The 26007-nt window shown below is 65.8% G+C and carries 26 protein-coding genes and 1 tRNA gene; 12 read left to right on the forward strand and 15 right to left on the reverse strand.

What is annotated here, in order from left to right; all coding sequences use genetic code 11:
- Nucleotides 1-132: 132 nt before the first annotated feature.
- A complete protein-coding gene (locus tag AB0N05_RS14725; protein WP_364692955.1) occupies nt 133-1041 on the reverse strand; it encodes a helix-turn-helix transcriptional regulator in 909 nt (302 codons plus the stop codon).
- Nucleotides 1042-1321: 280 nt separating this feature from the next.
- On the opposite strand from AB0N05_RS14725, the gene AB0N05_RS14730 reads away from it, so the two are divergent.
- Nucleotides 1322-1753, forward strand: a complete 432-nt coding sequence (locus tag AB0N05_RS14730; protein WP_364692958.1) for a GNAT family N-acetyltransferase — start codon at nt 1322-1324, stop codon at nt 1751-1753.
- Nucleotides 1754-2154: 401 nt separating this feature from the next.
- A complete protein-coding gene (locus AB0N05_RS14735; protein WP_364692961.1) occupies nt 2155-2616 on the forward strand; it encodes a nuclear transport factor 2 family protein in 462 nt (153 codons plus the stop codon).
- 153 nt (nt 2617-2769) lie between these two features.
- Here AB0N05_RS14735 and AB0N05_RS14740 read toward each other — a convergent pair.
- The 3 genes from AB0N05_RS14740 to AB0N05_RS14750 form a co-directional block, all read right to left on the reverse strand.
- Nucleotides 2770-2843 (reverse strand) — tRNA-Ile (locus AB0N05_RS14740).
- A 162-nt stretch (nt 2844-3005) separates the two neighbouring features.
- Nucleotides 3006-4427, reverse strand: a complete 1422-nt coding sequence (gene tnpB, locus AB0N05_RS14745; RefSeq protein WP_364692964.1) for an IS607 family element RNA-guided endonuclease TnpB — start codon at nt 4425-4427, stop codon at nt 3006-3008.
- Between the two features lie 112 nt (nt 4428-4539).
- Nucleotides 4540-4917 (reverse strand): DUF4234 domain-containing protein, encoded by a 378-nt coding sequence (locus AB0N05_RS14750; protein ID WP_364692966.1) that lies wholly within the window; start codon nt 4915-4917, stop codon nt 4540-4542.
- A gap of 162 nt (nt 4918-5079) precedes the next feature.
- Between AB0N05_RS14750 and AB0N05_RS14755 the strand changes: the two genes are divergently transcribed.
- Complete coding sequence (locus AB0N05_RS14755) at nt 5080-5508, forward strand: nitroreductase family deazaflavin-dependent oxidoreductase (protein ID WP_364692969.1); 429 nt, start codon at nt 5080-5082, stop codon at nt 5506-5508.
- Between the two features lie 205 nt (nt 5509-5713).
- Nucleotides 5714-6736 carry a TerC/Alx family metal homeostasis membrane protein gene (locus AB0N05_RS14760; protein ID WP_364692972.1) on the forward strand — a complete coding sequence of 341 codons (1023 nt, stop codon included), beginning with the start codon at nt 5714-5716 and terminating at the stop codon, nt 6734-6736.
- Between the two features lie 95 nt (nt 6737-6831).
- Here the strand turns inward: AB0N05_RS14760 and AB0N05_RS14765 are convergent, their stop codons facing one another.
- Nucleotides 6832-7386 (reverse strand): hypothetical protein, encoded by a 555-nt coding sequence (locus AB0N05_RS14765; RefSeq protein WP_364692975.1) that lies wholly within the window; start codon nt 7384-7386, stop codon nt 6832-6834.
- A gap of 74 nt (nt 7387-7460) precedes the next feature.
- Entirely contained in the window at nt 7461-8300 is an 840-nt protein-coding gene (locus AB0N05_RS14770; RefSeq protein WP_364692978.1) for a GNAT family N-acetyltransferase, read from the reverse strand.
- A gap of 64 nt (nt 8301-8364) precedes the next feature.
- Between AB0N05_RS14770 and AB0N05_RS14775 the strand changes: the two genes are divergently transcribed.
- Nucleotides 8365-8853, forward strand: a complete 489-nt coding sequence (locus AB0N05_RS14775; protein WP_364692981.1) for a hypothetical protein — start codon at nt 8365-8367, stop codon at nt 8851-8853.
- A 1241-nt stretch (nt 8854-10094) separates the two neighbouring features.
- On the opposite strand, the gene AB0N05_RS14780 is transcribed toward AB0N05_RS14775, so the two are convergent.
- The 9 genes from AB0N05_RS14780 to AB0N05_RS14820 form a co-directional block, all read right to left on the reverse strand.
- Complete coding sequence (locus tag AB0N05_RS14780; protein WP_364694571.1) at nt 10095-11879, reverse strand: SDR family oxidoreductase; 1785 nt, start codon at nt 11877-11879, stop codon at nt 10095-10097.
- Between the two features lie 19 nt (nt 11880-11898).
- Nucleotides 11899-13008 (reverse strand): PDR/VanB family oxidoreductase, encoded by a 1110-nt coding sequence (locus AB0N05_RS14785; RefSeq protein ID WP_364694574.1) that lies wholly within the window; start codon nt 13006-13008, stop codon nt 11899-11901.
- 2 nt (nt 13009-13010) lie between these two features.
- Nucleotides 13011-13916 carry a metal-dependent hydrolase gene (locus tag AB0N05_RS14790; RefSeq protein ID WP_364692984.1) on the reverse strand — a complete coding sequence of 302 codons (906 nt, stop codon included), beginning with the start codon at nt 13914-13916 and terminating at the stop codon, nt 13011-13013.
- Between the two features lie 183 nt (nt 13917-14099).
- Complete coding sequence (locus AB0N05_RS14795) at nt 14100-15962, reverse strand: amino acid transporter (RefSeq protein ID WP_364694577.1); 1863 nt, start codon at nt 15960-15962, stop codon at nt 14100-14102.
- 221 nt (nt 15963-16183) lie between these two features.
- Nucleotides 16184-16975, reverse strand: a complete 792-nt coding sequence (locus AB0N05_RS14800) for an N-acetylmuramoyl-L-alanine amidase (RefSeq protein ID WP_364692987.1) — start codon at nt 16973-16975, stop codon at nt 16184-16186.
- Between the two features lie 37 nt (nt 16976-17012).
- Nucleotides 17013-17432: a MarR family transcriptional regulator gene (locus AB0N05_RS14805; RefSeq protein WP_364692990.1), complete on the reverse strand. Its 420-nt coding sequence runs from the start codon at nt 17430-17432 to the stop codon at nt 17013-17015.
- Nucleotides 17422-18798 (reverse strand): MFS transporter, encoded by a 1377-nt coding sequence (locus AB0N05_RS14810; RefSeq protein ID WP_364692993.1) that lies wholly within the window; start codon nt 18796-18798, stop codon nt 17422-17424. Before AB0N05_RS14810 ends, AB0N05_RS14805 begins: the two co-directional genes overlap by 11 nt.
- 65 nt (nt 18799-18863) lie before the next feature.
- Entirely contained in the window at nt 18864-19568 is a 705-nt protein-coding gene (locus tag AB0N05_RS14815) for a hypothetical protein (protein ID WP_364692996.1), read from the reverse strand.
- 186 nt (nt 19569-19754) lie between these two features.
- Nucleotides 19755-20783, reverse strand: a complete 1029-nt coding sequence (locus AB0N05_RS14820; RefSeq protein WP_364692999.1) for a zinc-binding dehydrogenase — start codon at nt 20781-20783, stop codon at nt 19755-19757.
- Between the two features lie 322 nt (nt 20784-21105).
- On the opposite strand from AB0N05_RS14820, the gene AB0N05_RS14825 reads away from it, so the two are divergent.
- From AB0N05_RS14825 to AB0N05_RS14855, 7 genes are all read left to right on the forward strand, one after another.
- Entirely contained in the window at nt 21106-21336 is a 231-nt protein-coding gene (locus AB0N05_RS14825; RefSeq protein ID WP_364693002.1) for a hypothetical protein, read from the forward strand.
- A 79-nt stretch (nt 21337-21415) separates the two neighbouring features.
- Nucleotides 21416-21775 carry a hypothetical protein gene (locus AB0N05_RS14830; RefSeq protein ID WP_364693004.1) on the forward strand — a complete coding sequence of 120 codons (360 nt, stop codon included), beginning with the start codon at nt 21416-21418 and terminating at the stop codon, nt 21773-21775.
- Nucleotides 21772-22467, forward strand: coding sequence for a hypothetical protein (locus AB0N05_RS14835; RefSeq protein WP_364693007.1), 696 nt, complete (start codon nt 21772-21774; stop codon nt 22465-22467). The genes AB0N05_RS14830 and AB0N05_RS14835 overlap by 4 nt, the downstream gene beginning before the upstream one ends.
- 18 nt (nt 22468-22485) lie before the next feature.
- Complete coding sequence (locus AB0N05_RS14840; RefSeq protein WP_364693010.1) at nt 22486-23157, forward strand: TMEM175 family protein; 672 nt, start codon at nt 22486-22488, stop codon at nt 23155-23157.
- 160 nt (nt 23158-23317) lie between these two features.
- Nucleotides 23318-25183, forward strand: coding sequence for an ATP-binding protein (locus AB0N05_RS14845; protein ID WP_364693013.1), 1866 nt, complete (start codon nt 23318-23320; stop codon nt 25181-25183).
- The gene (locus AB0N05_RS14850) at nt 25183-25608 is read left to right on the forward strand and encodes a roadblock/LC7 domain-containing protein (RefSeq protein ID WP_364693016.1); all 426 of its coding nucleotides are present in this window, start codon (nt 25183-25185) and stop codon (nt 25606-25608) included. Before AB0N05_RS14845 ends, AB0N05_RS14850 begins: the two co-directional genes overlap by 1 nt.
- Nucleotides 25605-25961, forward strand: a complete 357-nt coding sequence (locus AB0N05_RS14855) for a DUF742 domain-containing protein (RefSeq protein WP_364693019.1) — start codon at nt 25605-25607, stop codon at nt 25959-25961. The genes AB0N05_RS14850 and AB0N05_RS14855 overlap by 4 nt, the downstream gene beginning before the upstream one ends.
- Nucleotides 25962-26007 lie beyond the last annotated feature (46 nt).

Consider the following 26007-nt stretch of genomic DNA (forward strand, 5'->3'; position numbering starts at 1 on the left):
GTTTTTTTTTTTTTGTGGTGGTGGCGCTTATTTTTTTTTTGCTGTTTTTTCTGTCGTTTTTTTTCGTTAGTTTTTGGCTTCAACCCCACCACCCCACGTGCGGCCGACCCCTCGACGGCCGCTGGAATCAAGTCAATCGGTTGCGATGCGGTGGATTTCGTCCCGGAGCCCGGCGATGAATTCGCGGGCATCGGCATCGAATATGGCCATTCGAGTCAAAGCCGCCCAGCGGCGGCGATGCGCATCGACAAGTTCGGGGCCACGAGTGACCATGCTTCCGGGAATCGGTTCCGCTGAAGCGAGCGCGAATTCCTCGCTCTCGTAGATCACGAACCCGTGCGGAATCGTGGTGCTCGCCTCGATATCCTGCGGAATCACCCCGATGGTGACCGTATCGAGCGTCTCGATCGAAATGATCCGATCCAACTGTGCGAGCAGCACACGATACGGCCCCGGCCGAAATCGCAGGGCCGCTTCGGTAATCAAGAATTCGAAGCGCTTCGCAGGGTCGTACAACACCCGCTGCCGATCCAGCCGCGCCGCGAGCGCAGCCGCCAAAGCATCGGGCGCATAGGGCGGATCAAAGGTGGCGAACACCCGGCGCGCATAGTCGGCGGTCTGCAGCAGCCCCGGCACCAGCGCAGGCTGAAAATTCCGCACCACCTGCGCATCCTCTTCGAACGCCCGCACATCATCCTGCAAATGCGCGCGCCCCGCCAGCGAAGCCGCCCAATCATGCACCTCAGGCGAATGCGCCGCCTCGGTCAGACCCCGCAACGTCTGCTGACAATCCGCGTCCGCCCCAACAGCTTTGGCCCAATCAATCACCTGAGGCAGCGCCGGAACCGCATGCCCCGCCTCAATCCGAGACAACGTCGACTGACTGATCCCGACCCGCTTAGCCAACTCCCGCCCAGAAATCCCAGCCAGATCCCGCAACCGACGCAGCTCCACCGCCAACTCTTGGCGTGGGCGCGACTGGCGCGCAACCGAATTCGCGGCGGTCCCCGCCGCCGCCGCGCCTTCATCCGGTTGATTCACTGAAACCATGATGATTCAGATAGAACCATCTTGATTCACCAGAGTCAAGACTCCCCGGGTCACAACGTGAATCAAGGCGGCCACCCCGCCGGACCGAAAGATCAACAGCCCGACATCAACCCGGGCAGAAACAGGGTCACCGACGACAGAACCCCTGACCCCTATTCGCAGGTCAAAGGGCGCAAGCAAGGTGGAGCAATGTCGCATGCGAGCCAGGTCGAACCTCCTCCGCGCACAGCGCACTTGGGTTCCGCCCCAGGCACGCCGCTACCATCTGGCGGTGACCGCGCGCGCCGAAGCCGAATACGAAATCGATGTCGACCCCGCCCGGATCGACGTGGACCGGGTGCACGACTGGCTGTCCACCGATGCATATTGGGCATTGGGTCGGGAACGAGAGGTCGTAGAGCGATCCATCCGAGCATCACTGAATTTCGGCGTATACGAGAGCAACGGCAACCAGGTCGCCTACGCCCGCGTCATCACCGACTCGGCAACCTTCGCCTGGCTATGCGATGTCTACGTCGACCGGGACCATCGCGGCATCGGAATCGGCCGTCACCTCGCCACAGCAGTCCGCGACCACCTCGCCCCCTACAAACTCAAGCGCGTGCTCCTGGCAACAGCCGACGCCCACACCCTCTACGCCAAGGTCGGCTTCGCTCCCCTACCGAATCCACAGAATTGGATGGCGTTGACCGAGGAGGGCTAATCGAGACGCCACTGACATCGAAGTCCTAAGCGAAGTCGGCGGTCACCGTAGTTGCTGGCTCCAGTGGACTCGAGTGCGCGGTAATGCCGAGTTCCGGATTACCGGCCTATTCATGCACTAACCCCTTTTGCCGGTCAGTTTTCTGACCGTTCATGGGTCTAGGTGCATGTTCAGGCCGGACGCGATCGCTGCTGTGCCTTCCGAACGCGACATCCTTTGATGCTGGCGGAACGTCTGTACCTGCCGACCGGCGGATGTTTCAGAATGTCGTCCCTATCGGTCCTCAGATCGACGCACTGTTCCGTTGTCGGGCTGGATCTTTCGGCGGTGTGGGCGAAATTCGGATGATCTCGTCCGTTTCCCGCTGGTATGACGGGTGTGGATGTTTGTACCGTCGAGCCATGACTACCGACAGCAGGGCCATCGTCCAGGCGGCGTGGCAGGCGTTCGCCAGTCACGACGCAGAGCAGATCGCCGCGTTCTTCACCGCCGACGCCGAATGGCTTGCGCCAGCGGGCAATGCGACCGCGGTCGCGCTCGACGCTCCCAGCCACATGATCGGCCGGCAGGCCATCACACACTTTCTCGCACACGAGTTCTCGCGGTTGTTCGTCAGTGACGTTGCCGTGGATTTCCGCGGCTTCTACGTCGACGAGGATCGGGTGATCGTGGAGGAAACGATGAGCGCCACGCTGGCGAACGGGAACGCGTACCGCAATGACTATTGCTTCGTCTTCGAGTTGCGGGACGGGCTCATCCACAGGGTTCGCGAATACATGGACACCGCACGTGGACATCGTGACGTCTTCGGTAGGAATACCGCCGCCGACGCCATCGAGGCTGAGGATTTGTCGATCAGGTGAGTGGATGACGGCGCGGCATGCTGGTTCGCAACGCACTGACATGCCGCAACCTGCGCGTTCGAACTGTCGAGTCCAGGATGGCCGAACTGTGATCTTGCGGAATGTCGAAAAACACCCCCTGCATGCAACTTCCGCAGGGGGTTCTGTCGGTTGTGCCCCCGGCCGGGCTCGAACCGGCAACCAATCGATTATGAGTCGACGGCTCTAACCTATTGAGCTACGGGGGCGTGCCCCCGGCACCCTAGCAAGTTCCATAGCAGGTCACCAAACCTGGCGCTCACCGGGCGAACCGACTGAGCTACCGCCGTCGCCGGGAGCCTGTGTTCGCGTGACGAACCGGGCTTCGGCGGTCAGCCCTTTCGAGGCGACAGTCCCTGTACGACCACTGGCTAGTGGGCGTGGAGGGTAGACGCTTCACGGCCTCCTGCCTGCCGCGCCGGATGGGCGCGGCGGGTCTTCCGGATGGCTCCACGTCCTTTTCCAGTCGCGACACTGGCGGCCGGGCTACTCCCGGTACCGGTCCTCATTTCCCGGGCAGCCGGGAGTTCGCCGAGGCGGGCGAGATTGATCGCCGCATTGAGGTCCCGATCGATGACGAGACCACAGGTGCGGCAGCGGAAGGTGCGTTCGGACAGCGGCAGCTTGGTTTTCGCGCCGCAACCGGAACACAACTGGGTCGAGGGAAACCATCGGTCCGCCACGATCAGGGAGCGGTGGTTCCACATCGACTTGTACTCGAGGAGGATACGGAGGCGCCCGAGTGCGGCGTCACCGATCGCACGATTCAAGCCGCGCTTCCATCGGCCACCTTGGCGGCTCATCGCAGCGATATTCAAATCCTCGATCACGATCGTCTGGTGGTCACGCGCGAGGCCGGTGGTCACCTCGTGCAGCAGCTCTCGGCGTAGATTGCTCGCGCGCGCATGTATTTTCACAACCTGCTGCTGCGTGCGCAGCCAGCGCTGGGACGGATCGCGCCCGCTCTGAGCGTCAGGATCCCACGGGCCCTGGCGGCGCGCTGCACGCTGTTGCACTATGCGGAGCCGCTCCTGTGCCGCCGCCAGCGGCTTCGGAGCTGGGCGACGCATGAGTTCGGTACCGTCCGGCGCGGCAACAACCAACAGATCTTTTACTCCGAGGTCCACACCCACCACCGAGTAGCGGGATCGAGCCGCCGGGGTCGACCGCGATTCATGCTCGACGAGAACATGGAACGAGCAGTACCACCGGCGTCCGTCGAAACGCACCGTGGCCGACATGATCCTCGCGGTCCCAGCTTCCAACCTGCGTGCAAGCTTTCGAGTGGACTCGTGCGTGTGGATTGCCCCCAACCGCGGCAACGTCACATGATGACGGTCCGGCTCGATCCGAATCACACCGGTGGTGAACCGAATCGAACGCGCGGCGCGAAACTTGCACTTGAAGCGGGGAAAACCGACTGCCGCGCCTGAGCGCTCACCGGTACGCGATTTCGCCCATGCGTCCAGGCCGCCCGCCAGCGCATCGAGCCCGGTGTTGTATGCCTCTTTGCTGTTCTCACGCCACCAAGGCGCGAACTCGTCCTTACGCTGGTTCCAGGTCTTCCGCAGTGCGGGCAGCGACCAGCCTTGCGGCGGGGTCAGCTCGTCGTCGGGGATATCGTATGTGCGTTCCGCAGCGCGTTGATCGATGATCGCCTTCACATGGCTGAGCATGTGGTTGAACGCGAATCTCGCTGCACCACAATTGGATTCCAAGATGCGCAGCTGAGCAGACGAGGGATCGAGGGCATACCGATATGCCCGCATGCTCCAACCCTCTTCGCCTTCCACGACGGTCAATATGTCATCGAGGTCCGAGAGACTCACCGATTTCGCGAACGACTCCGCAGTGTCAGCGGCATGCCCTGCCCCGGGCGAGTCGGGGCAGGGCCGTTTTCGAGGGCTACTGGGCGAAGCGGTCGGCGATCTTGTTGAGTTCGAGCTGGTAGTAGAGGATGCCGAGGCCGAAGACGAAGTTGAGGAGGAAGCCGAGGAGGGGGTTGCAAGTGGGGTCGAGGCCTGCGGATTCTTGGGATTCCTTGATGCGGGTGCCGGTGCGCCAGAAGCTGATGATGGCGGCTATGCCGGTCCAGGATAGGAAGATCATGACGAGGAGGGGGCCTGCGACGGGGGCTTCGGGGTCGCGGCGGAGTTCGGCCATTTCCTTGTGGATCTTGTAGTACCAGACGAAGAAGTAGATGCCGAGGGTGATGAGCGGCCAGACCAGCCACACCAGGACTGGGTTGCGCTGCTTGATGGGGACGGTCAGTGCAGTGTTCATGTTCTTCAATCCTGTTGTCTTCATGTGATTTTCGGGCACCGGCGTCCCGGTTGCCAGCAAGGTATCGGTGGGTTCGTGATCGGATCATGAACCCTGACCCGAGATAAGCGGGACGCACGGTCGCACATAGTGTGGACGCTGACCGCTCGAGCAGGAGGAACGATGGCGAATCTCTTCGTGAACGTACTGCGGGGACATCAGTGGATCTATGAGAACAGCCGCGGGTTGGTGGGGCATCGGCTGCTGTTCGGGAATCCGACGCTGTTGCTCAGGACCGTGGGCCGAAAGTCGGGGAAAGACCGGACTTCGGCGTTGACCTATGCCAAGGATGGCAAGGATTTCCTGGTCACCGCGTCCAATGGTGGGTCGCCGCGGCCGCCGGGGTGGCTGGCGAATGTGAAGGCCGCGCCAGAGGTCGAGATTCAGGTGGGGACGAAGAAGATTCCGGTGACCGCCCGGGCCACGTATCCGGATGATGCGGACTACGCGCGACGCTTCGCGCTCGTCGACAAGGTGAACGGCGGCCGCTACACGCAGTATCAGAAGCAGACGTCGCGGCCGATTTCGGTGGTGGTGCTCAGCCCGCGATAGCGCGTGGCGAGTTGGACAGGCGAGGTAAGGGTCGGCTATCCTCTGCCGCAGAGGGGAGTACTTCCCAAGTATCACTCCGGTCAGTACGGGTCGCGCCGCCGCGGCCCCCGGATGATCGCCCACGCTGTGTCTGCTCGACGGTTGATCCTCGAAAGGCACGGGTGAAGGAGACCTCGGCTGGTTTCCCATGCCCGAGGAGGTCCCCATGAGTCCTACCCTTTCCGTACTCGCGAATTCCACCGTTATCGAAACCATTGGCACGCCCTGGTTGTGGGGCGGCACGATCGCCGTCGTCCTGGCCCTGCTGGTGCTGGATTTCGCGCTCACCCGCCGCCCGCACGAGGTCTCGATGCGCGAGGCCATCGGCTGGACCGTCTTCTACATCGCTTTGCCGGTCGCGTTCGGCTTCTTCATCTGGGCCAATAACGGCAGCACCCCGGCCGTGGAATTCTTCACCGGCTACCTGCTCGAGAAGTCGCTGTCGGTGGACAACCTGTTCATCTTCATGCTGCTGCTCTCGGCCTTCGCGGTGCCGAAGGTGCTGGCCCAGCGCGTGCTGCTGTTCGGTATCGCGGGCGCGCTGGTCTTGCGCGGCATCTTCATCGCCTTGGGCGCGGCCGCACTGGCCAACCTCGACTGGGCGTTCCTGCTGTTCGGCGTGATCCTGTTGATCACCGCGGTGAAGCTGCTCGCCGATGCGGCGGGCGGGCATGAGCAGGAAGTCGATATCTCGTCCATGAAGTCGGTGCGGCTGATGCGCCGATTCTGGCCCATCACCGACGACTACCGCGGCACCAAGCTCACCGTCCGCGAGGCCGGGAAGCGCGCGCTGACCCCGCTGGCGCTGGTGGTGGCCGCGGTTATGGCCACCGACCTGGTGTTCGCGGTCGATTCGGTGCCCGCCGTGTACGGCGTCACCGGCGACCCGTTCCTGGTGTTCGCCACCAACGCGTTCGCGCTACTCGGTTTGCGCGCACTGTATTTCGTGCTGCACGCCGCGCTGTCGCGACTGGTGCACCTGGCGTACGGTCTGGCCGTCATCCTCGCTTTCATCGGTGTGAAGCTGGTGCTGCATTGGGCACACGGCATTTGGAGCGGCGTGCCCCAGATCCCCACCGCCACTTCGCTGGTGGTGATCGTGGTGGTGCTGGCGACGGTGACGTTCACCAGCCTGCGCGCCACTCGCGGCCAGGAGCAATCCGACGACGTCGACGCTCCGACCGCGTGATCGACCGGGATCGTCGCTGAGTCGATCACTCGAGGTGTGATCCGGGCCGGGCAGCCGCTGGTTGTCCGGCCCGAATCGGCTTCGGGGGGCGGGGCTTACGACGCCGCTCCCACGAACGCGCCGATGGCCGCACCGATGGCGCAGCCGACGATCGCTCCGACCAGGAAGAACCAGATCCCGATCACGATTCCGATCAAGCAGCCGACCACCGCACCGGCGATGATGGCACCGCCATCGGAGTCGACGACGTGAATCAATGGGTTGCCTTGCACACTGGTCGCGGCTTGGGTCGGCCCGCCGACCGGGGTGAGGGTCAACGAGGTGTCAGTGTTGACTGCCGGTGTGACTTCGAGGGTTTGGCCGGTGTCCACCCGCAGGGTGGTGGGTACCGTACCGACGACAACGCCGTCATCCGCGAGGATCTGCACGCCGTCCGAGGTGAGTGCGAACCGGCCGGAATCCAACGTCACGAGGGCGTATGAATGGTCGGCCGCCAGCGTGGTGGTGTACCCGACCGGGCCCGCCGTGGCGCTGACATTGACATCAGCCAAACCCGCTTCGCCGTGGCCCGTTCCCATGGCGATTCCGGTGGCTGCGATGGCGAATATAGCTGTCGCCACCAATTTCTTGATGAACATGATCTTTCCCATCCGTTCGGGTTTCCTTTGACGTTCCCCCGACGAACGGCACGGGATATATAGATCAATCATGCGCTTGCGAAGTATTAACTGTCCATGGGCAAACTGTTCGAGATGAATTTGTAACGGACGAAGTCGCGGACCGGTTCATAGCCGATGTTCTGATAGATCCGGTTCGAGGTCGGATTGGCCAGATCGGTGAACAGGCAGACGCCGGATCCTTTGTCACGCAGCATTTTCGAGACGTGCGCGGTGAGCGCGCCCGCATATCCTTTCCGGCGTTCGGCGTGCGGGGTGTACACCGGGCCGACCCGAGACCAGCCCACCACATTGCCGTGGTGGGCAACGAGGCTGACCGGATGCCCGTCGTGCTCCCACAGCCATATACGACCCGCAGCCACGCGGGTTTGTACGCCTTGGGCGGGCAGCCCGAAGCCGTGCTCGGCTCGCACCGCATCCATCCACTGCACACACAGCTCGATGTCAGCCGCACCCGCACGCCGGGCCCGCCCGGGCGCGGACAGTACCGACAGCTCACCGAGCCGGTACAGCCGAGTGTGATAGTCGAGCTCGAATCGCCTGCCGCGCAATGCACTCCAGCGCTCGGCGAAGGCCAGCGCATCCTCGTCGGCGGCTTCGATATCCGGAGCGTCCGGCGCGATCTCGGCGAGCACATCGGCCACGGCCTCGACCGCCCCCGCGGGCAGCTCACCGAGCAGGACTCCGTGCGAGGCGGTCTTCGCCGCCGCGCCGACCACCTTCTCACCGTCGTGCACCGACAGGAAATGCCCGGGCTCCACCGTGATACCGCTGATCAGATTGTCGAGAATCGTGAGAAGCACGGTATGCCCGAGCGCATCACGCCCCAGGAACTCGGCGACGAGCTTCTGATATTCGACCGCATCACTGCTGACCTCGATCCGCATACGTCCCCACGGTAGGCGGCCAGGCACGGCGTGCCCATCGGTTTTCCGCGACGTACGGTGAAGCATGCTGCTGAATCGTTTCCAGCGCCCGCGCATCGACGAGGTGAACCGCGTGGTGGACGCCCTCGAGCTCTCCGAAGCCGTCTTCAAGACCGTGCCCTGGCAGCCGAGAGAACTGGTGGAAACCGGCCTGCGGCAATGGCTGCGCTGCGCCGGCGCGGCCATGCGTGACGACCAGGTGATCGGCATGCCCTCGCACGCCGTGGACGAGGCCTGGCACGGCCTGATCCTGTGCACCATGCGCTACGCCCGCTTCTGCGATGCCGCGTACGGCCGCTTCCTGCACCACTTCCCGGCCGGTGACGGCTCGGGTGGGACGGCCGATCCCATGGCTGATCAGCTCGGCCGCACCGTGGTCGCCTGGTCGATGGTGGCCCGGCCGGGCGAGGAATGCGTGCTGTGGAATCTGGATACCGTTGTGGGCGTGGATGATCCGTGGGGCGTCCCGGCGGAGCGGGTGGCCTCGATCGAGGCATCCCTGGCCGGTGACTGAAAGCCGCTGCGGCACGGTCGAAGTCAACCGACTCGACCGTGCCGCACCGCGCTCAGCTGCTGCCGCCCCCGCCACCGCAGCCTCCCCCACCGCCGCCGCAGCCGCCACCACCGCAACTGCTGCCGCCGCCACCGCAACTGCTGCCGCCACCACCGCAGCTGCTGCCCCCACCGCAGCCGCCGCCGTGTCCGTGCCCGTGTCCGTGCCCGCCGCCCCCTCCACTACAGGAGGTACAGCTGCCGGACCCGCTCCCGCTCGCACCGACTTCGCCCCCGTAGGCGCCTTTCACCCATTTCCCTCGACGTCGGCCGCGCGGGACGCGGATCTGCCCGGTTCGAATTTGATCGGCCCGAATCTGCCCGATCAGGCTTTGCCCTCCCCTGCCCCTGGCGCGGGCCTTCCCTCTGCGGTCGAGCCAGACGTACCACCCCACCAGGACCGCCACGAGAGCAATCAGTACCAATGCCGTTCTCATGATCCGCAACCTCCTCCGCCGCAACCGCTTCCGCCGCAGCAACTCCCGCCCCCGCCGCAACCGACGCCACCGCCGCAGCTGCTGCCGCCGTCCGTGGGGCCGTAACGGCGCCGCCACCGACTGCGCTCCCGCCGTACCTTCATCCTGTGGTCCAGCCACATGAACCAGGCGAGGATCGCGAGCACGAGCGCGGCCATCACCAATCCGCCGATCATGATCAAGACCCCCCTCCGCAGCCGCCGCCTCCGCCGCAACCGCTACTGCTGCCCCCGCCGCAGCTGCTTCCGCCGCCGCAACCGCTACTGCTGCCCCCGCCGCAGCTGCTTCCGCCGCCGCAGCCGTGTCCGTGGCCCCCGCCGTCGTGGCCGTGCCCGTGGCCCCCGCCGTCGTGGCCGTGCCCGTGGCCTCCGCCGCCATGGCCCCCGCCGTCGCCTCCGTAGCTTCCGAGCGCCCAGAGGTTTCCGCTGTCGCTGCCGCCGTTCACGCCGTCTCCCCCCGCGTAGCCCCCGCCACGCCGAGAATTGCGGTTCCCACCCGGTGCGATAACCCTCGAGGCGAAGAACAGCCCGATGAGGATCGCAACCACAATCATCAGTGTCATACCGAAAGCGTATGGCGCACCGACCGCTTCGGCAGCCCCATTAATTCGGGGAGCCGGGCCAGGGTTCGCGCACGCTACCGGCGGGTATGTATGCGTATTGGGGCGCGAAAACGCCCCCTGCGGGAGGTCCACAGGGGGCGAGGTATCGCTAACTGCGCGGGGAGGTTACGTCAGCTTCACGCGGGCGGCGAAGAAGCGGGTGACGGCCGGGGCGAAGCGGTTGAAGCGGTATTGCAGCCAGGCCTCTGGAGTCACCGGGACGATGTCGCGATTGCGTTCGACGGCCTTGACAATCTGCGCGGCGACCTTCTCCGGACCGTAGTGGCGGGTCGCGTAGAGCTTGTCGTAGCGCTGCTGCTTGGCGGCCTCCTCCTCGGCGGAGACGCCCGCGAACCGGGTGGTGGCGACGATATTGGTGTGCACGATGCCGGGGCAGATGGTGTGCACGCCGATATTCTTGCCCGCCAGTTCGGCACGCAGGCAGTCGGAGAACATGAAGACGGCCGACTTGCTGGTCGAGTAGGCCGAGAAGCCGCGTTGCGGGGAGTAGGCCGCCATGCTGGACAGGTTCACGATATGCCCGCCGAGCCCGCGCTCGGCCATTGCCTTACCGAAGGCGCGGCAGCCATTGATCACGCCGTACAGGTTGATGTTCAGCACGCGATCGAATTCGGCTGCGGGAGTATCGAAGAAGTCACCGGCCTGGCCGACACCGGCATTGTTGATCAGGATGTCGGGCACGCCGTGCGCGGCGATGACGGCGGCGGCATGCTCAGTGACGGCCGCTTCAGAGGACACATCCAGCTGATAGGCGTGGGCCGTACCACCTTCGCGCGCAATGAGTTCCGCGGTTTCCTTGGCCGAATCCAGATTGATGTCGGAAAGCACCACCTCGGTGCCGAGCCGGGCGAAGGCAAGCGCGGTCTCGCGGCCGATGCCGCTGCCGCCGCCGGTGATGACCAGCAGCTGATCCTCGAAAGGCCGCTGCTCCCTACCGACTTCGGCACGACGCAGGGTCCGCGGGGCATCCCCGGTCCGCAGTGAATCGATCAACTCGGAGGTCGAAGTCGCCAGCAGTTCCGGATGCGAGAACGGCAGCCAATGCCCGCCGCCGACCTCGCGACGGTACAGGTTGGGCGCGTACTCCTGGGTGTCGTCATATCCGGCGGGCCGCACGGCGACATCGCGCCGGGCAATGATCAGCTGCACCGGAACTTCGGTGCGGCGATCACGCGGACCACTCACGCGCTGCAGGATATTCGCGCGATAGATGCGCATGCCGTCGAAGAAGTCGCGCCGGAACTCCGGCCCGAATTTGATGTTCTCGGGCGAGGTGTCATTCATCAGCCCGACGAATCGCGACCATATCTTCTCGGTGCCCAGCGGCTTGAGCACCACGCGCGGCAGCCCGGGCGTCATGAACAACCCGGTGTAGGCCGAGGACAGCAGCTGGGTGAACGGACCCCAGACCTTGCCCTTGGACAGACTCGAACGCATCCACGAACCCATGTGATCCAGGTTCGGACCCGACACCGAGGTGAAGGAGGCGACGCGATCCGCGGCCTGCGGTTCACACACCGCCTCCCACATCTCCACCGAACCCCAGTCGTGAGCGAGGATGTGCACGGGCTGGTCCGGGCTCACGGCATCGGCGACCGCGAAGAAGTCCGAGGCGAAATGCTCGAGCTTGTAGTCCTCGGTCTTATCGCTGCGGGTCGAACGGCCATGTCCCCGAGTGTCATAGGTGACCACGTGGAAGCGGTCGGCCAGCAGCGGCACCACGCGATCCCACAGATGATTGTCATCGGGCCAGCCATGCACCAGCACAATGGTGTCTTTAGATGTTCCAGTCGCCGACGGCTCGCCGTATTCATAGACGGCGATATCGAATTCGCCATTGCGCACGACGCGCTCGGCGGCGGGAATGACGGTCGGTTGATCGGTCACGATCTTCTCCTGGGGAGGGATGCTAGAGGTCCAGCACCAGACGGTCACCGGCACAACGGGACATGCAGATGAGCATGTCACCGGCGGCCCGCTCGTCGGATGTGAGGACGGTGTCGCGGTGGTCGATATCGCCGGAGAGCACGTTCACCTTGCAGGTGCGGCAGAAACCCTGACGGCACGAATATGGGGCGGTGGGAAGAACTTTCAGCACTTCCTCCAGCACGGACTTGTCCGCCGGAATGTCGATGATCTCGCCGCTGCGGGCCAGCTCCACCTGAAAGGCGGTGCCGTCCACCACGGGCGGTGCGGAGAACCGTTCGGAATACAGTTCCACGCCCGGCATGTCGCGTACGGCGGTGGCAATGGCCTGGGTCATCACGACGGGGCCACAGCAGTAGATCGAGGTGTCGGGGCCGACGCCCGGAAGCAGGTCGGCGGCTGTGGGCAGGCCGTGCTCGTCATCGGTGCGGACGGTGACCCGATCGCCGAATCCCTCGACCTCCGAAAGGAAGGGGATGGTGTCGCGGCTGCGCCCGACATAGACCATGGACCAGTCCACCCCGAGCCGATCCGCCATCCGGATCATCGGCAGGATCGGCGTGATGCCGATGCCACCCGCGACGAAATGCACTCGGGCAGCGGATGATCCGTAACCCGGCAGCACGAACGGAAAAGCATTGCGCGGCCCGCGCACCGTCACCGGAGTGCCGACGGTCAGTGCGTCATGCACCTCCAGCGACCCGCCCCCGCCCTCCGGAATCCGCCGCACCGCAACGCGATACGCGTTCCGGTCGGCCGGATCGCCACACAGCGAGTACTGCCGCACCCGACCCGACGGCAGCTCCAGATCCAGGTGCGCGCCCGGCCGCCACTCCGGCAGTTTCCGCCCGTCGGGCGCGGTGAGCATCAGGCTGATCACATCGGTGTCGTGCGCCTCCACCCGGCGTTCCACCACGACCAGCGGAATCCGGAAGTCGTCCACCAGCGTGGGTGGTTCCTTCCGATTGACGAAAGTGGTCCAGCGCAACCGGGTTTCGGCGATCAGTTCGAGCACCCGGGTGGCGCGATCCGGGCGATCCTTGCCGTAAAGGTCGCGTGGCGGCTCGGCCGGGATGGGCCGGGTCGGAGTCACCGTCACGACGCCATGATCCGAGCGGCCGGGGACTGCGCCAGGTAGGCGATCGCCTGCGCGCTGGAACCGACCGGCTCCGGGGTGTAGCCCGGCTTGAACGTCGACAGCGCACTCACCAGCAGCGACGGAATGCCGGGGACGGAGCCCCGCCACATGGCCGCGAAGATCCGGCCGATCAGCATGGGATACCGATGGTTGGGCAGCGCCGGATCCTGATGCACCAGGTACTTGGTGCCGCGCAGGATGAGCGCGAGGAACAGCGGGAAGACGATCACCATGAGCGCGCCGCGACGGATATAGCCGACGCCGAAGTACTCGGCCACATCATGTGCCACCATCCGGTGCTCGACCTCCTCCGCGCCGTGCCAGCGGAACAGGTCCAGCATCTGCGGGTCGGTGTCGAACTTCTCCAGATCGGCATTGAGTACCCAGTCGCCCAGGAAGGCGAAGAAGTGCTCGAGCGTGGCGATGAAACCGAGCCGCTCCACCAGATGCTGCTGACGGGCCGCCTCGGTATCGAACTCACGAGGACCGAGCGTCTTCCGGAAGAGGTATTCGGTCTGCCGCACATACGGTTCCACGTCGATGCCGTGCGCTTCCAGGACCTCTTCGAGCGCGCCGTGATGGCTCTCGGCATGCATGGACTCCTGGCCGATGAAGCCGATCATGGCCTCCCGCAGCTTCTCGTCCTTGACCAGTTCGAGGGCTTCGCCGTAGGTCACCAGGAAATTGCGCTCCCCTTCGGGCAGCAACATGCTCAGGGCATTGAGCACATGGGAGGCGACCGGCTCGGACTTCATCCACACCGGTGCGGTATTCGACCAGTCGAACCGCACATTGCGGGCGTGCAGGGCTACCTCACCGGGTTCGGTCACCGATCGGCGGCCCAGCTTCGGAAGTAGCTTCATCGATACTCCTCATCAGTGAAAACGACACTGCATGAATTTGCTACGTGAGCGTAGCAACATTCTACCCATACATGAAACCCAGAGTTACACCTATACACACCCGCTACCAAAAGAGCGAGGGAGCTCTGGCGGCGGGAATCAGAATGATTCGCCGCCACCAGAGCTCCCTCGGTGGTTCGGGCGTTAGCTGTCTACGTGGACGTGCGGGCGTTGGGACCGACGCGGGACGGCGCGGCGAATGATTTCGCGGGTTACCGGGGCGACCTCGCCTTCGCCGAAGAACATGAAGCGGAGGAGGTTGATGAAGGGGTTGCCTTCGGACCATTCGAAGTAGACGTGGGGAATGACGCCGGTGCGGTCGCGGATGGCCAGCAGGATGGCGGCGATCGAGTTGGGGACGGCGGCGGCTTCGACAGTGAGAATGTGGTACTTGTCGACGTCGATTTCGGTGACCTTCAGGTCGGTGATGAACTCCGACGGATCCTTGACGATCACCTCGAGGAAGAGGATGGGCTCGCCGTCGGGGATGTGGCTTTCGCGGCGCTGGTCGGCTTCCTTCTCCGCATAGTCTTCCGGCAGCCGGTGATCGATTTCGTGGGTGACGATGCGGATCTCGCCGGTGGCGGCCATATCGTCGATCAGCCGGGCGGCCTTCTCATCGAAGGACACCGTGATGGCACGCAACTCGAAGGAGCGGCGGAAGCGGGAGGCGAAGGACACCACCAGGATTCCGAGCACGAACAGGATGGCCAGGTGCACACCCGCGGGCTTCTCGATGATGTTGTCGATGGTGGTGTAGACGAAAATCAGTGACACCGCACCGAATCCGAGCACCCGGGACTTCTGGCCCTTGTTCCAGGCCGACAGCGTCACCGCGACGGCGGCCGAGGTGATCAGCACCAGGACGCCGGTCGCGTACGCCGCGCCCTGTGCGTCCACGCTGGCGTCGAAGTACCAGGTGATGCCGAAGGCGACGGCCGCGAAAACTAGTACCAGCGGCCGAATCTGGCGCGCCCACTCCGGGGCCATGCCGTAGCGCGGCAGATAGCGCGGCACGAGATTGAGCAGGCCCGCCATGGCCGAAGCGCCCGCGAACCAGAGGATGGCGATGGTGCTGATGTCGTAGACGGTGCCGAAGGTGTCGCCGAGATGCTCGTGCGCGAGGTAGGCCAGGGCGCGACCGTTCGCCTGCCCACCCACCTCGAATTCCGACTCCGGAATCAGGACCGTGGTGATGAAGCTGGTGATGACGAGGAAGCAGCTCATGATCAGCGCGGCGGTGGTGAGCAGCTTGCGCGCGCCGATAATGCGGGTGCGCGGGTACTGCTCGGTTTCCCCGGGCGCGCCCTTGATCTGCGGCATGACGGCCACGCCGGTCTCGAATCCGGACAGGCCCAGGGCCAGCTTCGGAAACACCAGCAGCGCAACGGCGATCATGGCGATCGGACTGCCGTGCTCGGCGGTGAGCAGATGCGTCCAGTCGGTGACCAGGTGCGGCGACTGCAGCACCTTCACGATGCCGGTCACCGCGACCACGACATTCAGCGCCAGATACGTGCCGACCAGCACCACGGCAATGCCGATGGCCTCACTGAAACCCTTGAGGAACACCGCCGCCAGGAGCGCCAGCAGCACCAGCGTGATGATCATGTTGTGCCCGTGCAGCGCATCGGGCACCAGCGGGTTCTCGACGATGTGCGCCGCGCCGTCGGCCGCGGACAGCGTCATGGTGATGGTGAAGTCGGTGGCCGCGAAGCCGAGCAGCACCAGAATGAAGATCTTGCCCCACCAGTTGGGCATGAAATTCGCGAACATGGCGATGGAACCGCCACCGTGCGGGCTCTCCTTGGCCACCCGCCGGTACACGGGTAGCGCGCCCAATAGGGTCAGCGCCACCAGCACCAAGGTCGCCAGCGGGGATAGGACGCCCGCGGCCAGCGCCGCGATGCCGGGCTGATAGCCGAGTGTCGAGAAATAGTCGACGCCCGTCAGGCACATGACCTTCCACCAGGAATGCTGGTTTTCCTTGGGGGTGCGCTTGACCATCGGTCCCGGCAGCTGCGAGTGCTGCGCGCCCGCGTCTTCCAATAGCCAGGCCGTGAAGCGCGAACGTGACCGTAGCTCGGTCGTGGTCAAGGAGTCCTCCCCGGAACCCTGTCGGTCCGGTGCACCGGACTCCAGCAATGTCGTGGCCAATGTACTCAGGGCAAACCGGGCGCAGATACACACCGCGCCGCGAGTCGTCCCTACATCTGTGCTACTCGGATCTACCCGAGGTACGCCATGACCGCTGAAGTTATCGCGCTCGCGAATCGAGCCCGCCCATCCGGAGATTCGATGAGCGCGGCATCGTCGGGATCACGCATATTCCCGCACTCCACCAGCGCGGCAGGACGCTCCGCGAAATTGAGCCCGGCCAGATCGGCGCGCGGGTTCATACCGTCGGAACCGACATAGGTGGAGGTGGATAGGCCCGCGCCGACCATGCTGTCGCGAATCGCGGTGGCCAGCCGGATGGACGGCTCACCCTGCGAATCGTTCTGTGGCGGCGAGGAGTACGCGACGTGGAAGCCGTGCGCACCGGCGGGCGCGCCATCGGCGTGAATGGAGACCACGGCGGCCGCACCGACCCGCTGGCCGAGGGTGCCGCGCTCATCCACGCACGGCCCCACGCCGGTATCGCTATCGCGGCTCATGATCACGCGGATGCCGCGCGCGGAGAGCAGGTCTCGCACCCGCTGCGCCACATCCCAGTTGAACTCGTGCTCGGTGTAGCCGTCATTGGCGCTAGTGCCGGTGGTATTGCAGGGCTTGGAACCGCCGCGGCCGTCCGGCACCGACGCATTGATCGCATCCGGATTGGCCGCACCGCCGCCATTGTGGCCGGGGTCCAGGACCACGACCCGCTCGGCAACCGGAAATAGTGGCAAGGCAGGCGAATCCAGCGCGGGCCGGGGCCCCCGATCCTTCGCGAGCGGGGCCGCAACGCTCTGCCCGCTGCCCCCGATCAGCAGGGCACCGCAGAGAGCCGCCAATGCTTTCCAGTGTCGCTGTCGCACCCGACCCACCCTAACGGCCGGATAACGGCCCGGTAAGTCAGTGTTCGAGTTTGCGCAGCAACGCGCCGAGCGCGCGCAGCTCCTCGGGGCTGAGGCGGGCGAGCGCCGCCGGCGCGGGATCGGGCGTGACCAGCGCCTCGGCCACGACCCGCTGTCCGGCCGTGGTGAGCGACACCAGTTTGCACCGTCGATTGGTCGGATCGATCTCACGCACCACCAGGCCGCGCGTTTCGAGATCATTGACCACGACCGTGGTGGCGGGCGCGTCCATCCCGGCGGCGTGCGCGAGCTCCTTGACCGCCAGCGGGCCGGGCAGCAGCCGCCGCAGAATCCGAGTCCGGCTGAACGGCATGCCCGTTGCCTCGACCACCGCGCGCTTCCAGGCGTCGCGGGTATCCATCACCACGTGGGTGAGCTGCCGCCAGACGTCATCGGGAGTGGGCGTATCAGGCGGCATGGGCGGGAACCTTCTGTTCGAGCAGTGGAGCGACGCGATCGCGGGAACGGTACGCCCAGTCGGTGTTCGCGGCCACGCCCAGTCCCGTGATCGCGGCGGCCATACCGGCGATGGTCCACCACAGGCTCGCTCCGGAGAGCGCACCGCACAGCGCCACACCGATGCTGATGCCGACCTGACGACTGGTGGAGGCCACCGCCGAGGCCGCACCCGCGCGATCGAGCGGCATACCGCTGACCGCCGTCGTGGTGATGGGCGCGTTGACCATCCCGAAGCCCATACCGAAGAGCGTGAAGAAGAGGATCAGCTGCCAGACCGGGGTATCGGGCTGCAACCGGCTCAGGCCGATGGCGGCGAGCGTCATCAGGACGCCGGAGGCCAGCAGCGAGGGACGGGTGCCGTAGCGGCCGACCAGTCGTCCCGACAGCGGGGAGAAGATCAGCATCGCCAGGGCCATCGGCAGATACAGCACACCGGTGTGAATGGCCGAAAAGCCCCGGGTCCCTTGCAGATACAGGGAGACCGCGAACAGGAACGCACCCAATCCCGCGAACGCGCACACCGCGATCAGGGTGGCCGAGGAGAACGGGAAGCTGCGGAAGAAGCGCAGATCGATGAACGGCGAGGGATGCCGTGCCTCATGCCAGACGAATCCGGCCAGCGCCGCGGCGGAGATCACGAAGATGATCGGCTTGCCCTCGATCAATCCGAAGACCGTGGAGAACAGGATGACAATGGCCAGCACCTGACCGATGGGGTCGATGCCGCGCGCATTCGCCGACTTCGATTCCGGCACATACATCGTGGTGAGCACGAGGGCGACGGCGACGATCGGCAAATTGATCCAGAACACCGACTGCCAGCCCAGCGTATCGATGAGCGCGCCGCCGACCAGCGGGCCCAGCGCCGTCGAGATGCCGACCACCGCACCCCACACGCCGACCGCCCGCGCGCGTTCGACGCGTTCGGTGAAGACCGTCGTAATGATCGACATGGCAACGGGATTCAGCATGGAGCCGCCGACGGCCTGCAGGAAGCGCGCGCCGATCAGGACCTCGATGGTGGGCGCGAGGCTGCACAGCAGTGAGCCGAGCGCGAAGATGAGCAGCCCGATGCGGAACATGCGCTTGCGGCCGAATCGGTCGGCGGCCGCGCCGGAGAGCATGAGCAGGCTGGCCAGGGTGAGGGTGTAGACGTCGATGATCCACTGGAGGCGGGACAGCGGCGCGTCGAGATCGGCCCGGATGGTGGGGATGGCGACATTCACGATGGTCGCGTCCATGGACGAGATCAGCAGGCTCAAGCAGCAGGTGATCAGGATGATCGTCTTCCGCCGCGAGCTCAATCCCTCAACGGTTGTAAGCACACAACTATTGTGAACACACAACTGTTGGATGGCAATAGCGGTATTCGATGGAACAAGTCACGTTCTCAGCGCTTGGGCAGCCACTCGGTGATCACGCCCGACAGCGCACCCAGCACATCCTCGGTCTGCTCACCGGAAGTGCCGTAGGTGTGCGCGGCGACCGTGAACCCCTGCCCGTAGGAGGCCGAAGCCACCTCGGGCTCACCCGTATCGGCCCACCCCCATTTGGTCCCGATCACCCGCGGCAATCGAGCCGTTCCCCAATCCTGGACCGTCCCATCGGAGGCAGTCTTGCCGGAATGCTCCATCCACCCGAGGATCGGCGAATCCGGATCGCTGCGCAGCTTCGCCGCCAGAAAATCGGCCATATCCGCGGTACTGGTCGAGGACATCCCCCACTCCCCCGCCCCATGCGTGGCACTGAGCTGATACTCCTCGGCCACCGAGTCGATCGCCCGCGGATACTTGGCCGCCATCGAATCCGCCGCCGCATCATCGGAGTACCGAATCATCCGCTCCCCCAACACCCGATCCTCCGCAGACCCATCCCCATGCCGCAACGCATAGTCCGCCATATACAACTTCGAAACCGAAAGCCCCCCACGAGATTCCGTCTCATTGGCAGTCCCCCACCCGACCCCCGGCACCACCGACCGCACCGAAATGGAGGTCCGCGCAGGCACCTCCACATGCCCCGGCGGCTGCGGCTCCTGCGGCGTGGCCCCAGCCACCGCCCCACCGGCCAACCCCACCCAAACCCCCACAGCCATCACCCCAACCAAACCAACCCGAACCCGCATCGCCACCTCCGCGTCGAGCCCCCTCCCCCCACCATGCCGCCCCCCACCAGCAAAAACCTCCCAGACACGCCGAAACCCACCCGACTAAGACGTGAGCATGCAGTGGTGCAGGAGACACGCCGAGAAGCGCCTGCACCACTGCATGCTCACCGGGGATTAGACGGTCAGGATGGTGCGACCCGCGGCGGAGCGGGATTCGATGGCGGCGTGGGCGGCGGAGGCTTCCGCGAGGGGGAAGCTTTGGCCGACCACCACTTCCAGGCGGCCGGAGGCTGCTTCGGTTTGGGCCCGGTTGTGCAGAGCGTTCCAGTCGACGCCGCTGGCGGTGATCTCCATGAGGGAGATGATCGTGATGTTCTGTGCCGCTGCCGCTTCCGGGTCGAAGGCCGCGAATCCTCCTGCGGCATTGCCGTATCCGATGATTCGCCCGCCGGGGGCGACCGCGGCCAGGGCGGCTCGGCCGGTCTCGCCGCCCGCGCCGTCGAGTACGACCTGGACGCCGCCGGTCAGGTCGCGCACCTGATCCACCCAGCCGTCCTCGGAGTAGTCGACCACCGCGTGAGCGCCGAGTCGTTGTGCGAGTGCGAGTTTCGCGGTTCCTCGTGCCGCGGCGATGACCTGTGCGCCCGCCGATCGAGCGAGCTGGATCAAGAGGGTTCCGAGTCCGCCCGCGGCGGCGGTGATCAGTACCCATTCGCCGGGCTGGATGGCGGCTCGGTCGGCCACCGCGAGGGAGGTGCGGCCGTCGTGGACCAGCGCCACCGCCTGGGTGAGGCCGAGTTCGTCGGGGACGGTGGCCAGGGTGTCGGCCTTGGCGAGGGCCTTCTCGGCGTAGCCGCCGGTAGGGGTGCCGCCGCCGATGCCGCTGGCGGCCGTGGGGGTGGCGACGCGCTTGCCGATCCAGCTCGAGTCGACGCCTTCGCCGACCGATTCCACTACTCCGGCGACCGCTCCGCCGGGCACGAAGGGCGGTTCGACCGGGAAGAAGTTCTTGGCCCAGCCGCTGCGCAGCAGGGTGTCCAGGAACATGACGTCGGCCGCCTCGACCCGCACCACGACTTCGCCGGGTCCGGCGACCGGATCGGGGGCTTCGCTCACGGTCAGCGTCTCGGGTCCTCCGAAGGCCTTGGCCTCTACTACGCGCATCTCACTGCCGCCCTTTCGTTCTCGCAATCCGACTTCCACAGCTTCGAACCTCGAGTGATGTTGAGGTCAAGTCGGCGGGGCCGATTACGCGGCGAGCGAACCCTGGAATACCCGAGGTCGCTCGAGCCGCCGGACCGAGCGATCACCACGTGACTCACCGGAACCGAGACAGACCGTCCCTCAGACGCGACAGAGTGTCCTGCCCAACAATCGCGTTTTTCAAGCCAATGACGTCGCAGTCTGCGTCTTCCCGAATCATGTTTGCCTCATTTTCGGTCCAAACAGTCTTGACAATGGTTCACTCCAGCACTTACTTTTTGTGGACCCCCAACGACCCCGAACTTGGATCGCAGGAGAGACCATGACCACGGATCAGCACCTCGACCACATCCGCGAGGCCACCATGGCCAAGGAAGCCGCCAAGGCCGCCGCACAAGCCGCGGACGCCCTGTGGCGCACCAAAATCAAGGAAGCCACCGCCGCGGGCGAGCGCGTCTTTCTCATTGCCAAGGCCGCGGGCGACATCACCACGTCCCGCGTCTACCAGATCCGTGACGGCGTCCGTACCGGCAGCCGTTACACCACGGTCTAGGGCAGTCACGAAGACCATCGGCTCGACACGACGGCGCCATGCCTCAGAGATGAGGCAGGACCGGTGCGACAATGACGCGGTGCAAGAGCAGCTGAAACGGTGGATCGAGGACCTCACCGGCGGGGACAGCACCCGGTCCATCGCCGCTGTCACCGGAATCCCGCAGGCCACCCTCGCCCGGCATCTGGCCATGCCGACGCCGCCGGTGGAGACGCTCATCGAGATCGCGCGGGCCTATGCCGCGAATCCGGTCGAGGTGCAGGTGGTCGCCGGAATCATTACCGAAGCCGAGGCACAGCGCGCCGGATCCGGCAGCGCCATCCGGCATGCGACGACTCGGCAATTGCTCACCGAGTTATTGCGGCGCGATAAAGAGAACGAGGACACACCGCCGCGCAAGCCCTCGCACGGCGAGGCAGGCGCGAGGCTGTTCCAGTGACCAATGCCGTTCCGATTCTCGCCGCCCTGGTCGCCGCGGCGGCGGCCGTGGTGCGCGCGCCACGGTGGCCGAACACGCAGTCCCGGCCGCTGACGCTCGGTTTGGCGCTGCTGGCCGTGTGGGCCGTCATGCGCACGCCCGTGATTCACCGGGCGGCCGAGGATTTCGCGGCCACGACGCTGCATTACGAGCGACTGCCCGAACTCCTCGCGCAGGTGGCGTCGATCTCGGCCGCGGCCCTGCTCACGGTGACCGTCGCCCAGGCGTGGGCGCGGCCCACCCTGATCAAGGCCATCTACGTGACGCTGGCGGTCGTGCTGGCCGCGGTGCTGGTCACCTATGACCCGGTCGAATCCCCCGACCACTTGATCAATGCCCGCAAGTGGCTGATCGCCGGGGCCATGCTGGTCAGCAGCATCGCGACCATTGTCGCCGCGACACTGAGCCTGCGCGAGCTTCCGGCTCGCTACCGCCTGCCCATGATGCTGTTCCTGGCCGGTGGCGTGCTCGCGATGATCGCCAGCATTGCCCGCGGGGCGGTCCTGCTCATGCCCGATGTGCGCCTGGGCGATTGGTGGGCCGTGCTCGCCAGCCTCCCGATCTTCGCCTATGCCATCGGCTCACTGATCGCGAGCGCCAGGACTCGGAATATGGCGGCGGAGCAGGAAACAGACGTCGACCTCGACGCCTGAGCCGCTGATAATGCACGGATGCAACAAGGTTCACCGCTCGGCGAGATCGAAATCGAGGCTCGGCCGTCCAATACTGCTCGCATCGAGGCTTTCAGTGATGGGGTGATGGCGATTGCCATCACACTGCTGGTCATCGAGATTCGGCTTCCCGAGGGGGGCGAGGGCCATGGCGGCAATGTGCTACATGAACTGTTGGGATTGTGGCCCAGTTACCTCGCCTATGCCGGGTCGTTCATGACGATCGGCGTTATCTGGCTGTGCCACCACTCCTTCTTCGGGCGGATTCGGCGGGCGGACGGGCTGCTGCAATGCGGGAATCTGCTGCTATTGCTGTGTGTCGCGTTCCTGCCGTTTCCGACGACGGTGCTGGCGCATCATCTCGAGGACGGCGGGTGGAACGCGCGGGTGGCCACCGCCTTCTACGGTGTGGTGGCGGCGGTGCAGGCGCTGGCCTGGTTCGTCATGTGGATTGCCTTGCGGCGCAATCCGAGTCTGCTCAAGCTGGGGTATGACGCGGAGTTCGTGCGGCGGGAGAGCCGACTCGCGGTGATCGGGTTCCTGGCGTTCGATGTCATCGCGGCGATCGGGCTCGTGGCCCCGGCCGCGGCACTGGTGTTGTACATGGTCTGCCTGGTGGGTTACGGGGCGCAGACGCTGCTCTCCCGCGCATCGGAGCCGACTCCGGCCTAGGGTTCACGGCTCGGGTAGCGCGGACCTTCTCAGACGCTTATGCTCGTGCGCGAGATCCGAATCCTCTTGTCGGCCCGCCTATTCGGCGTGCGCTCCGAACCGGGCTTTCGGTCGCATCGTGGCGTCTGCCTCGGTGAACGTGAGTGCGGAAGTGCGAAGCTTGTCGGAGTCATCGAATCCGCCGGGCGGCGAGCCGGAGGCCGTTCGCGGCGCACGGATCCCGTTCCGGACGTTGTCGACGTGTATCGGGCTCTCCATTGTGGGAGTCGCCGCGACGGTCCTCGCCGCACCTCATGATTTCCGAATTCCCTTGGCGGTGGGCGCGAGTGCGCTCGCCGCGCTGCTGTGCGCGGCGGTAACGGCGGCCGTGTACTACCGCTCGGAGGTCGAGCGCGCCCGGCGGGAAGGTCAGGGGCGCGCGGCCTGGGCGGAGGCCCGCACGGCGGCGGTGATCACCGAGGCCGAGCAGCGCATGGGCTCCGTGGTCACCGAGGCGCAGGGCCGAATCGCCGAGGTGGAAGCCAGGATTCGCCTCCTGGACGATGCCGCGGGCCACCAAGCGCGCGATGCCAGGGACAGCGAGAATCGCCGGGCCGCCGCCATGGCCGCCTTCGCCGGTGCGGCGGGCCGCATGCAGGCCATGAGCACCAGCATGCTGGCCGAACTACGCGAGATGGAACACCGGCACGGCGACCCGAAGGTCCTGGCCGACCTGCTGGAACTGGACCACCGAACCGCCCAGGCGGGACGCCTCGCCGACAGCATCGCGGTCCTGAGCGGCGCACGTTCCGGACGGCGCTGGGCGAAACCCATTGCCATGGAATCGATCCTGCGCGGAGCCATGGGCCGGGTGGCGGGCTATCAGCGAGTCCGCCTGCGCGCCGTCTCCGACATCGCCATCGCCGGTCACGCCGCCGAGGGCGTCATGCACGCACTCGCCGAGCTCCTCGACAATGCCTGCAACTTCTCCCCGCCCACCACCGAGGTCCACGTCTACGCCGCCGAAGTCCCCGCGGGCGTCGTGATCACCATCGAAGACAGCGGCCTCGTAATGAGCGAATCCGCCTTGCGCCGAGCCGAACTCACCGTCTCCGGCAAGACCGGTCACGGCTCCGACCTCTCCTCCCTCGCGGGCACCCGCCTCGGCCTGGCCGTCGTCGGCCACCTGGCCCGCAAACACGAACTCACCGTCTCCTACCGCCCCTCCGCCATCGGCGGCACCGCCGTAGTCGTGGTCGTCCCCCGTGAACTCACCACCCGCCTGGACCGCACCGGAACCCTCAGCGCCATCCCCCTCCCGGTCCAACTCCCCATCAACCCCCAACCCGAGGTCGCCGCAGGCACTCTCCCCGCCGCACCTCAGCTCGAACCGGCCGCCCTCACTTCCCTGCCGCAGGCCGAGCCCGCCGCACGCGCCTTGACTTCCCTGTCGCAGACCGGCTCCCACATCCTGAACTCCCCGCCACAGGCTGAGCCCTCCCGCGCTCTGCCTGCTCCGCCGCACACTCAGGCCCACCCCGAGCAGGATTCGCGAGCCTTGACCGGTTCCGCGCAGACCGCGTCTGCTGGCCGCACCCTGCCCGCTCCACCGGAGACTCCGGCCTACCCCGCACAGGATCCGCGAACCTCGAGCGGTTCGGCACAGGCCGGGCTCGCTGGCCGTACCTTGGCCGATCTCGTCGCTGCCACGGCCGAAAACGCCGCGATCGCTACCGGTTCCGCCGATTCCGGCCGGGCTTCGACCGATCTGGCCGACGAAACAGCCTCGGCCACAGCACCTTCCACCACTTCGGCCGTAACCGCCTCGGGCCTGCCCAAACGCCGCCGCGGCACCACGTTGGCCGCCGTACATCCGGGCGGGCTGCCGGATCTCTTGCCCGAGAGCTCGAATCCGGCAGGCACTTCCCCCTCCGCTCGCCCGGCTTCTTCTCCGTCCGCGCTCGCTGCCTTCCAGCGCGCGATGAACCGCGAGAACACCGGCGGCGCAACCCCTTCCCCGACCGTTTCCCTGGAGACCGAACACTGATGAATCCGAATGGGACGCCCGCCGCGACGCAGCTGGGCTGGCTGCTGGAGCAACTGCTCACTCGCACTCCGCGCGCCAGGCACGCCCTATTGTTGTCCGGCGATGGGTTGAAGATCTGCCATACGCCCGAGCTGAGCAATGACAGCGCGGATCAGTTGGCCGCCATTTCGGCTGGGATTCAGAGTCTTTCGCATGGGGCGTCGGTGGAGTTCGGGGATGGGCGCGGGGGTGTGCGGCAGTCGATGACCGAGTTCTACGGTGGGATTCTGTTCATTGTGGAGGCCGGAATCGGCGCGCATATCGCGGTGGTCGCCGCGGAGGACGCCGATGCCGGGCTGGTCGGCCACAATATGCGCGAGCTGGTGGAACAGCTCGGCGAGCATTTGGCCACCACGCCGCGAGTGCGGGGAGCGGGCGTGTCGTGACCAGGCCGAACGAGGATCCGGACCGGCTCTACACGCTGACCGGCGGTCGGAGCCGCCCGGATTCCGATGCCTTCGATCTCGTCACGCTCGTGGTCAGCGAATGCGATCCGGCCCCCGGCATGCAGTCCGAGCATGCCGCGATCCTGGCCATGTGCCGCAGACCCACCGCGGTGGTGGAGATCGCGGCCGAACTGCGGCTGCCGGTCGGCATCGCCACGATTCTGCTGTCGGACCTGCTGCACGCGGGCCGGATCACGGTGCGTCATCCGAGCAATTCCGGTGGCTCGCAATGGACTTCACTCCCCGACTCCACCACGCTCGAGAAGGTGCTCGTTGGACTCCGCAATCTTTGATCCCCGGCCCGCGCGCGCCGACGCACCACTGCACGCCGATGCCCGG

The organism is Nocardia sp. NPDC051030, assembly GCF_040683015.1.
Lineage (GTDB): Bacteria > Actinomycetota > Actinomycetes > Mycobacteriales > Mycobacteriaceae > Nocardia.

Coding starts and splice junctions, on each gene's coding strand:
- AB0N05_RS14770 (WP_364692978.1), bottom strand. CDS start 8,300: ATGCGGATCGAGGTCAGCAGTGATGCGGTCGAATATCAGAAGCTCGTC.
- AB0N05_RS14795 (WP_364694577.1), bottom strand. CDS start 15,962: ATGGTCAAGCGCACCCCCAAGGAAAACCAGCATTCCTGGTGGAAGGTC.
- AB0N05_RS14775 (WP_364692981.1), top strand. CDS start 8,365: ATGCTGCTGAATCGTTTCCAGCGCCCGCGCATCGACGAGGTGAACCGC.
- AB0N05_RS14825 (WP_364693002.1), top strand. CDS start 21,106: ATGACCACGGATCAGCACCTCGACCACATCCGCGAGGCCACCATGGCC.
- AB0N05_RS14765 (WP_364692975.1), bottom strand. CDS start 7,386: ATGGGAAAGATCATGTTCATCAAGAAATTGGTGGCGACAGCTATATTC.
- AB0N05_RS14850 (WP_364693016.1), top strand. CDS start 25,183: ATGAATCCGAATGGGACGCCCGCCGCGACGCAGCTGGGCTGGCTGCTG.
- AB0N05_RS14815 (WP_364692996.1), bottom strand. CDS start 19,568: ATGGCTGTGGGGGTTTGGGTGGGGTTGGCCGGTGGGGCGGTGGCTGGG.
- AB0N05_RS14790 (WP_364692984.1), bottom strand. CDS start 13,916: ATGAAGCTACTTCCGAAGCTGGGCCGCCGATCGGTGACCGAACCCGGT.
- AB0N05_RS14755 (WP_364692969.1), top strand. CDS start 5,080: ATGGCGAATCTCTTCGTGAACGTACTGCGGGGACATCAGTGGATCTAT.
- AB0N05_RS14760 (WP_364692972.1), top strand. CDS start 5,714: ATGAGTCCTACCCTTTCCGTACTCGCGAATTCCACCGTTATCGAAACC.
- AB0N05_RS14750 (WP_364692966.1), bottom strand. CDS start 4,917: ATGAACACTGCACTGACCGTCCCCATCAAGCAGCGCAACCCAGTCCTG.
- AB0N05_RS14840 (WP_364693010.1), top strand. CDS start 22,486: ATGCAACAAGGTTCACCGCTCGGCGAGATCGAAATCGAGGCTCGGCCG.
- AB0N05_RS14735 (WP_364692961.1), top strand. CDS start 2,155: ATGACTACCGACAGCAGGGCCATCGTCCAGGCGGCGTGGCAGGCGTTC.
- AB0N05_RS14805 (WP_364692990.1), bottom strand. CDS start 17,432: ATGCCGCCTGATACGCCCACTCCCGATGACGTCTGGCGGCAGCTCACC.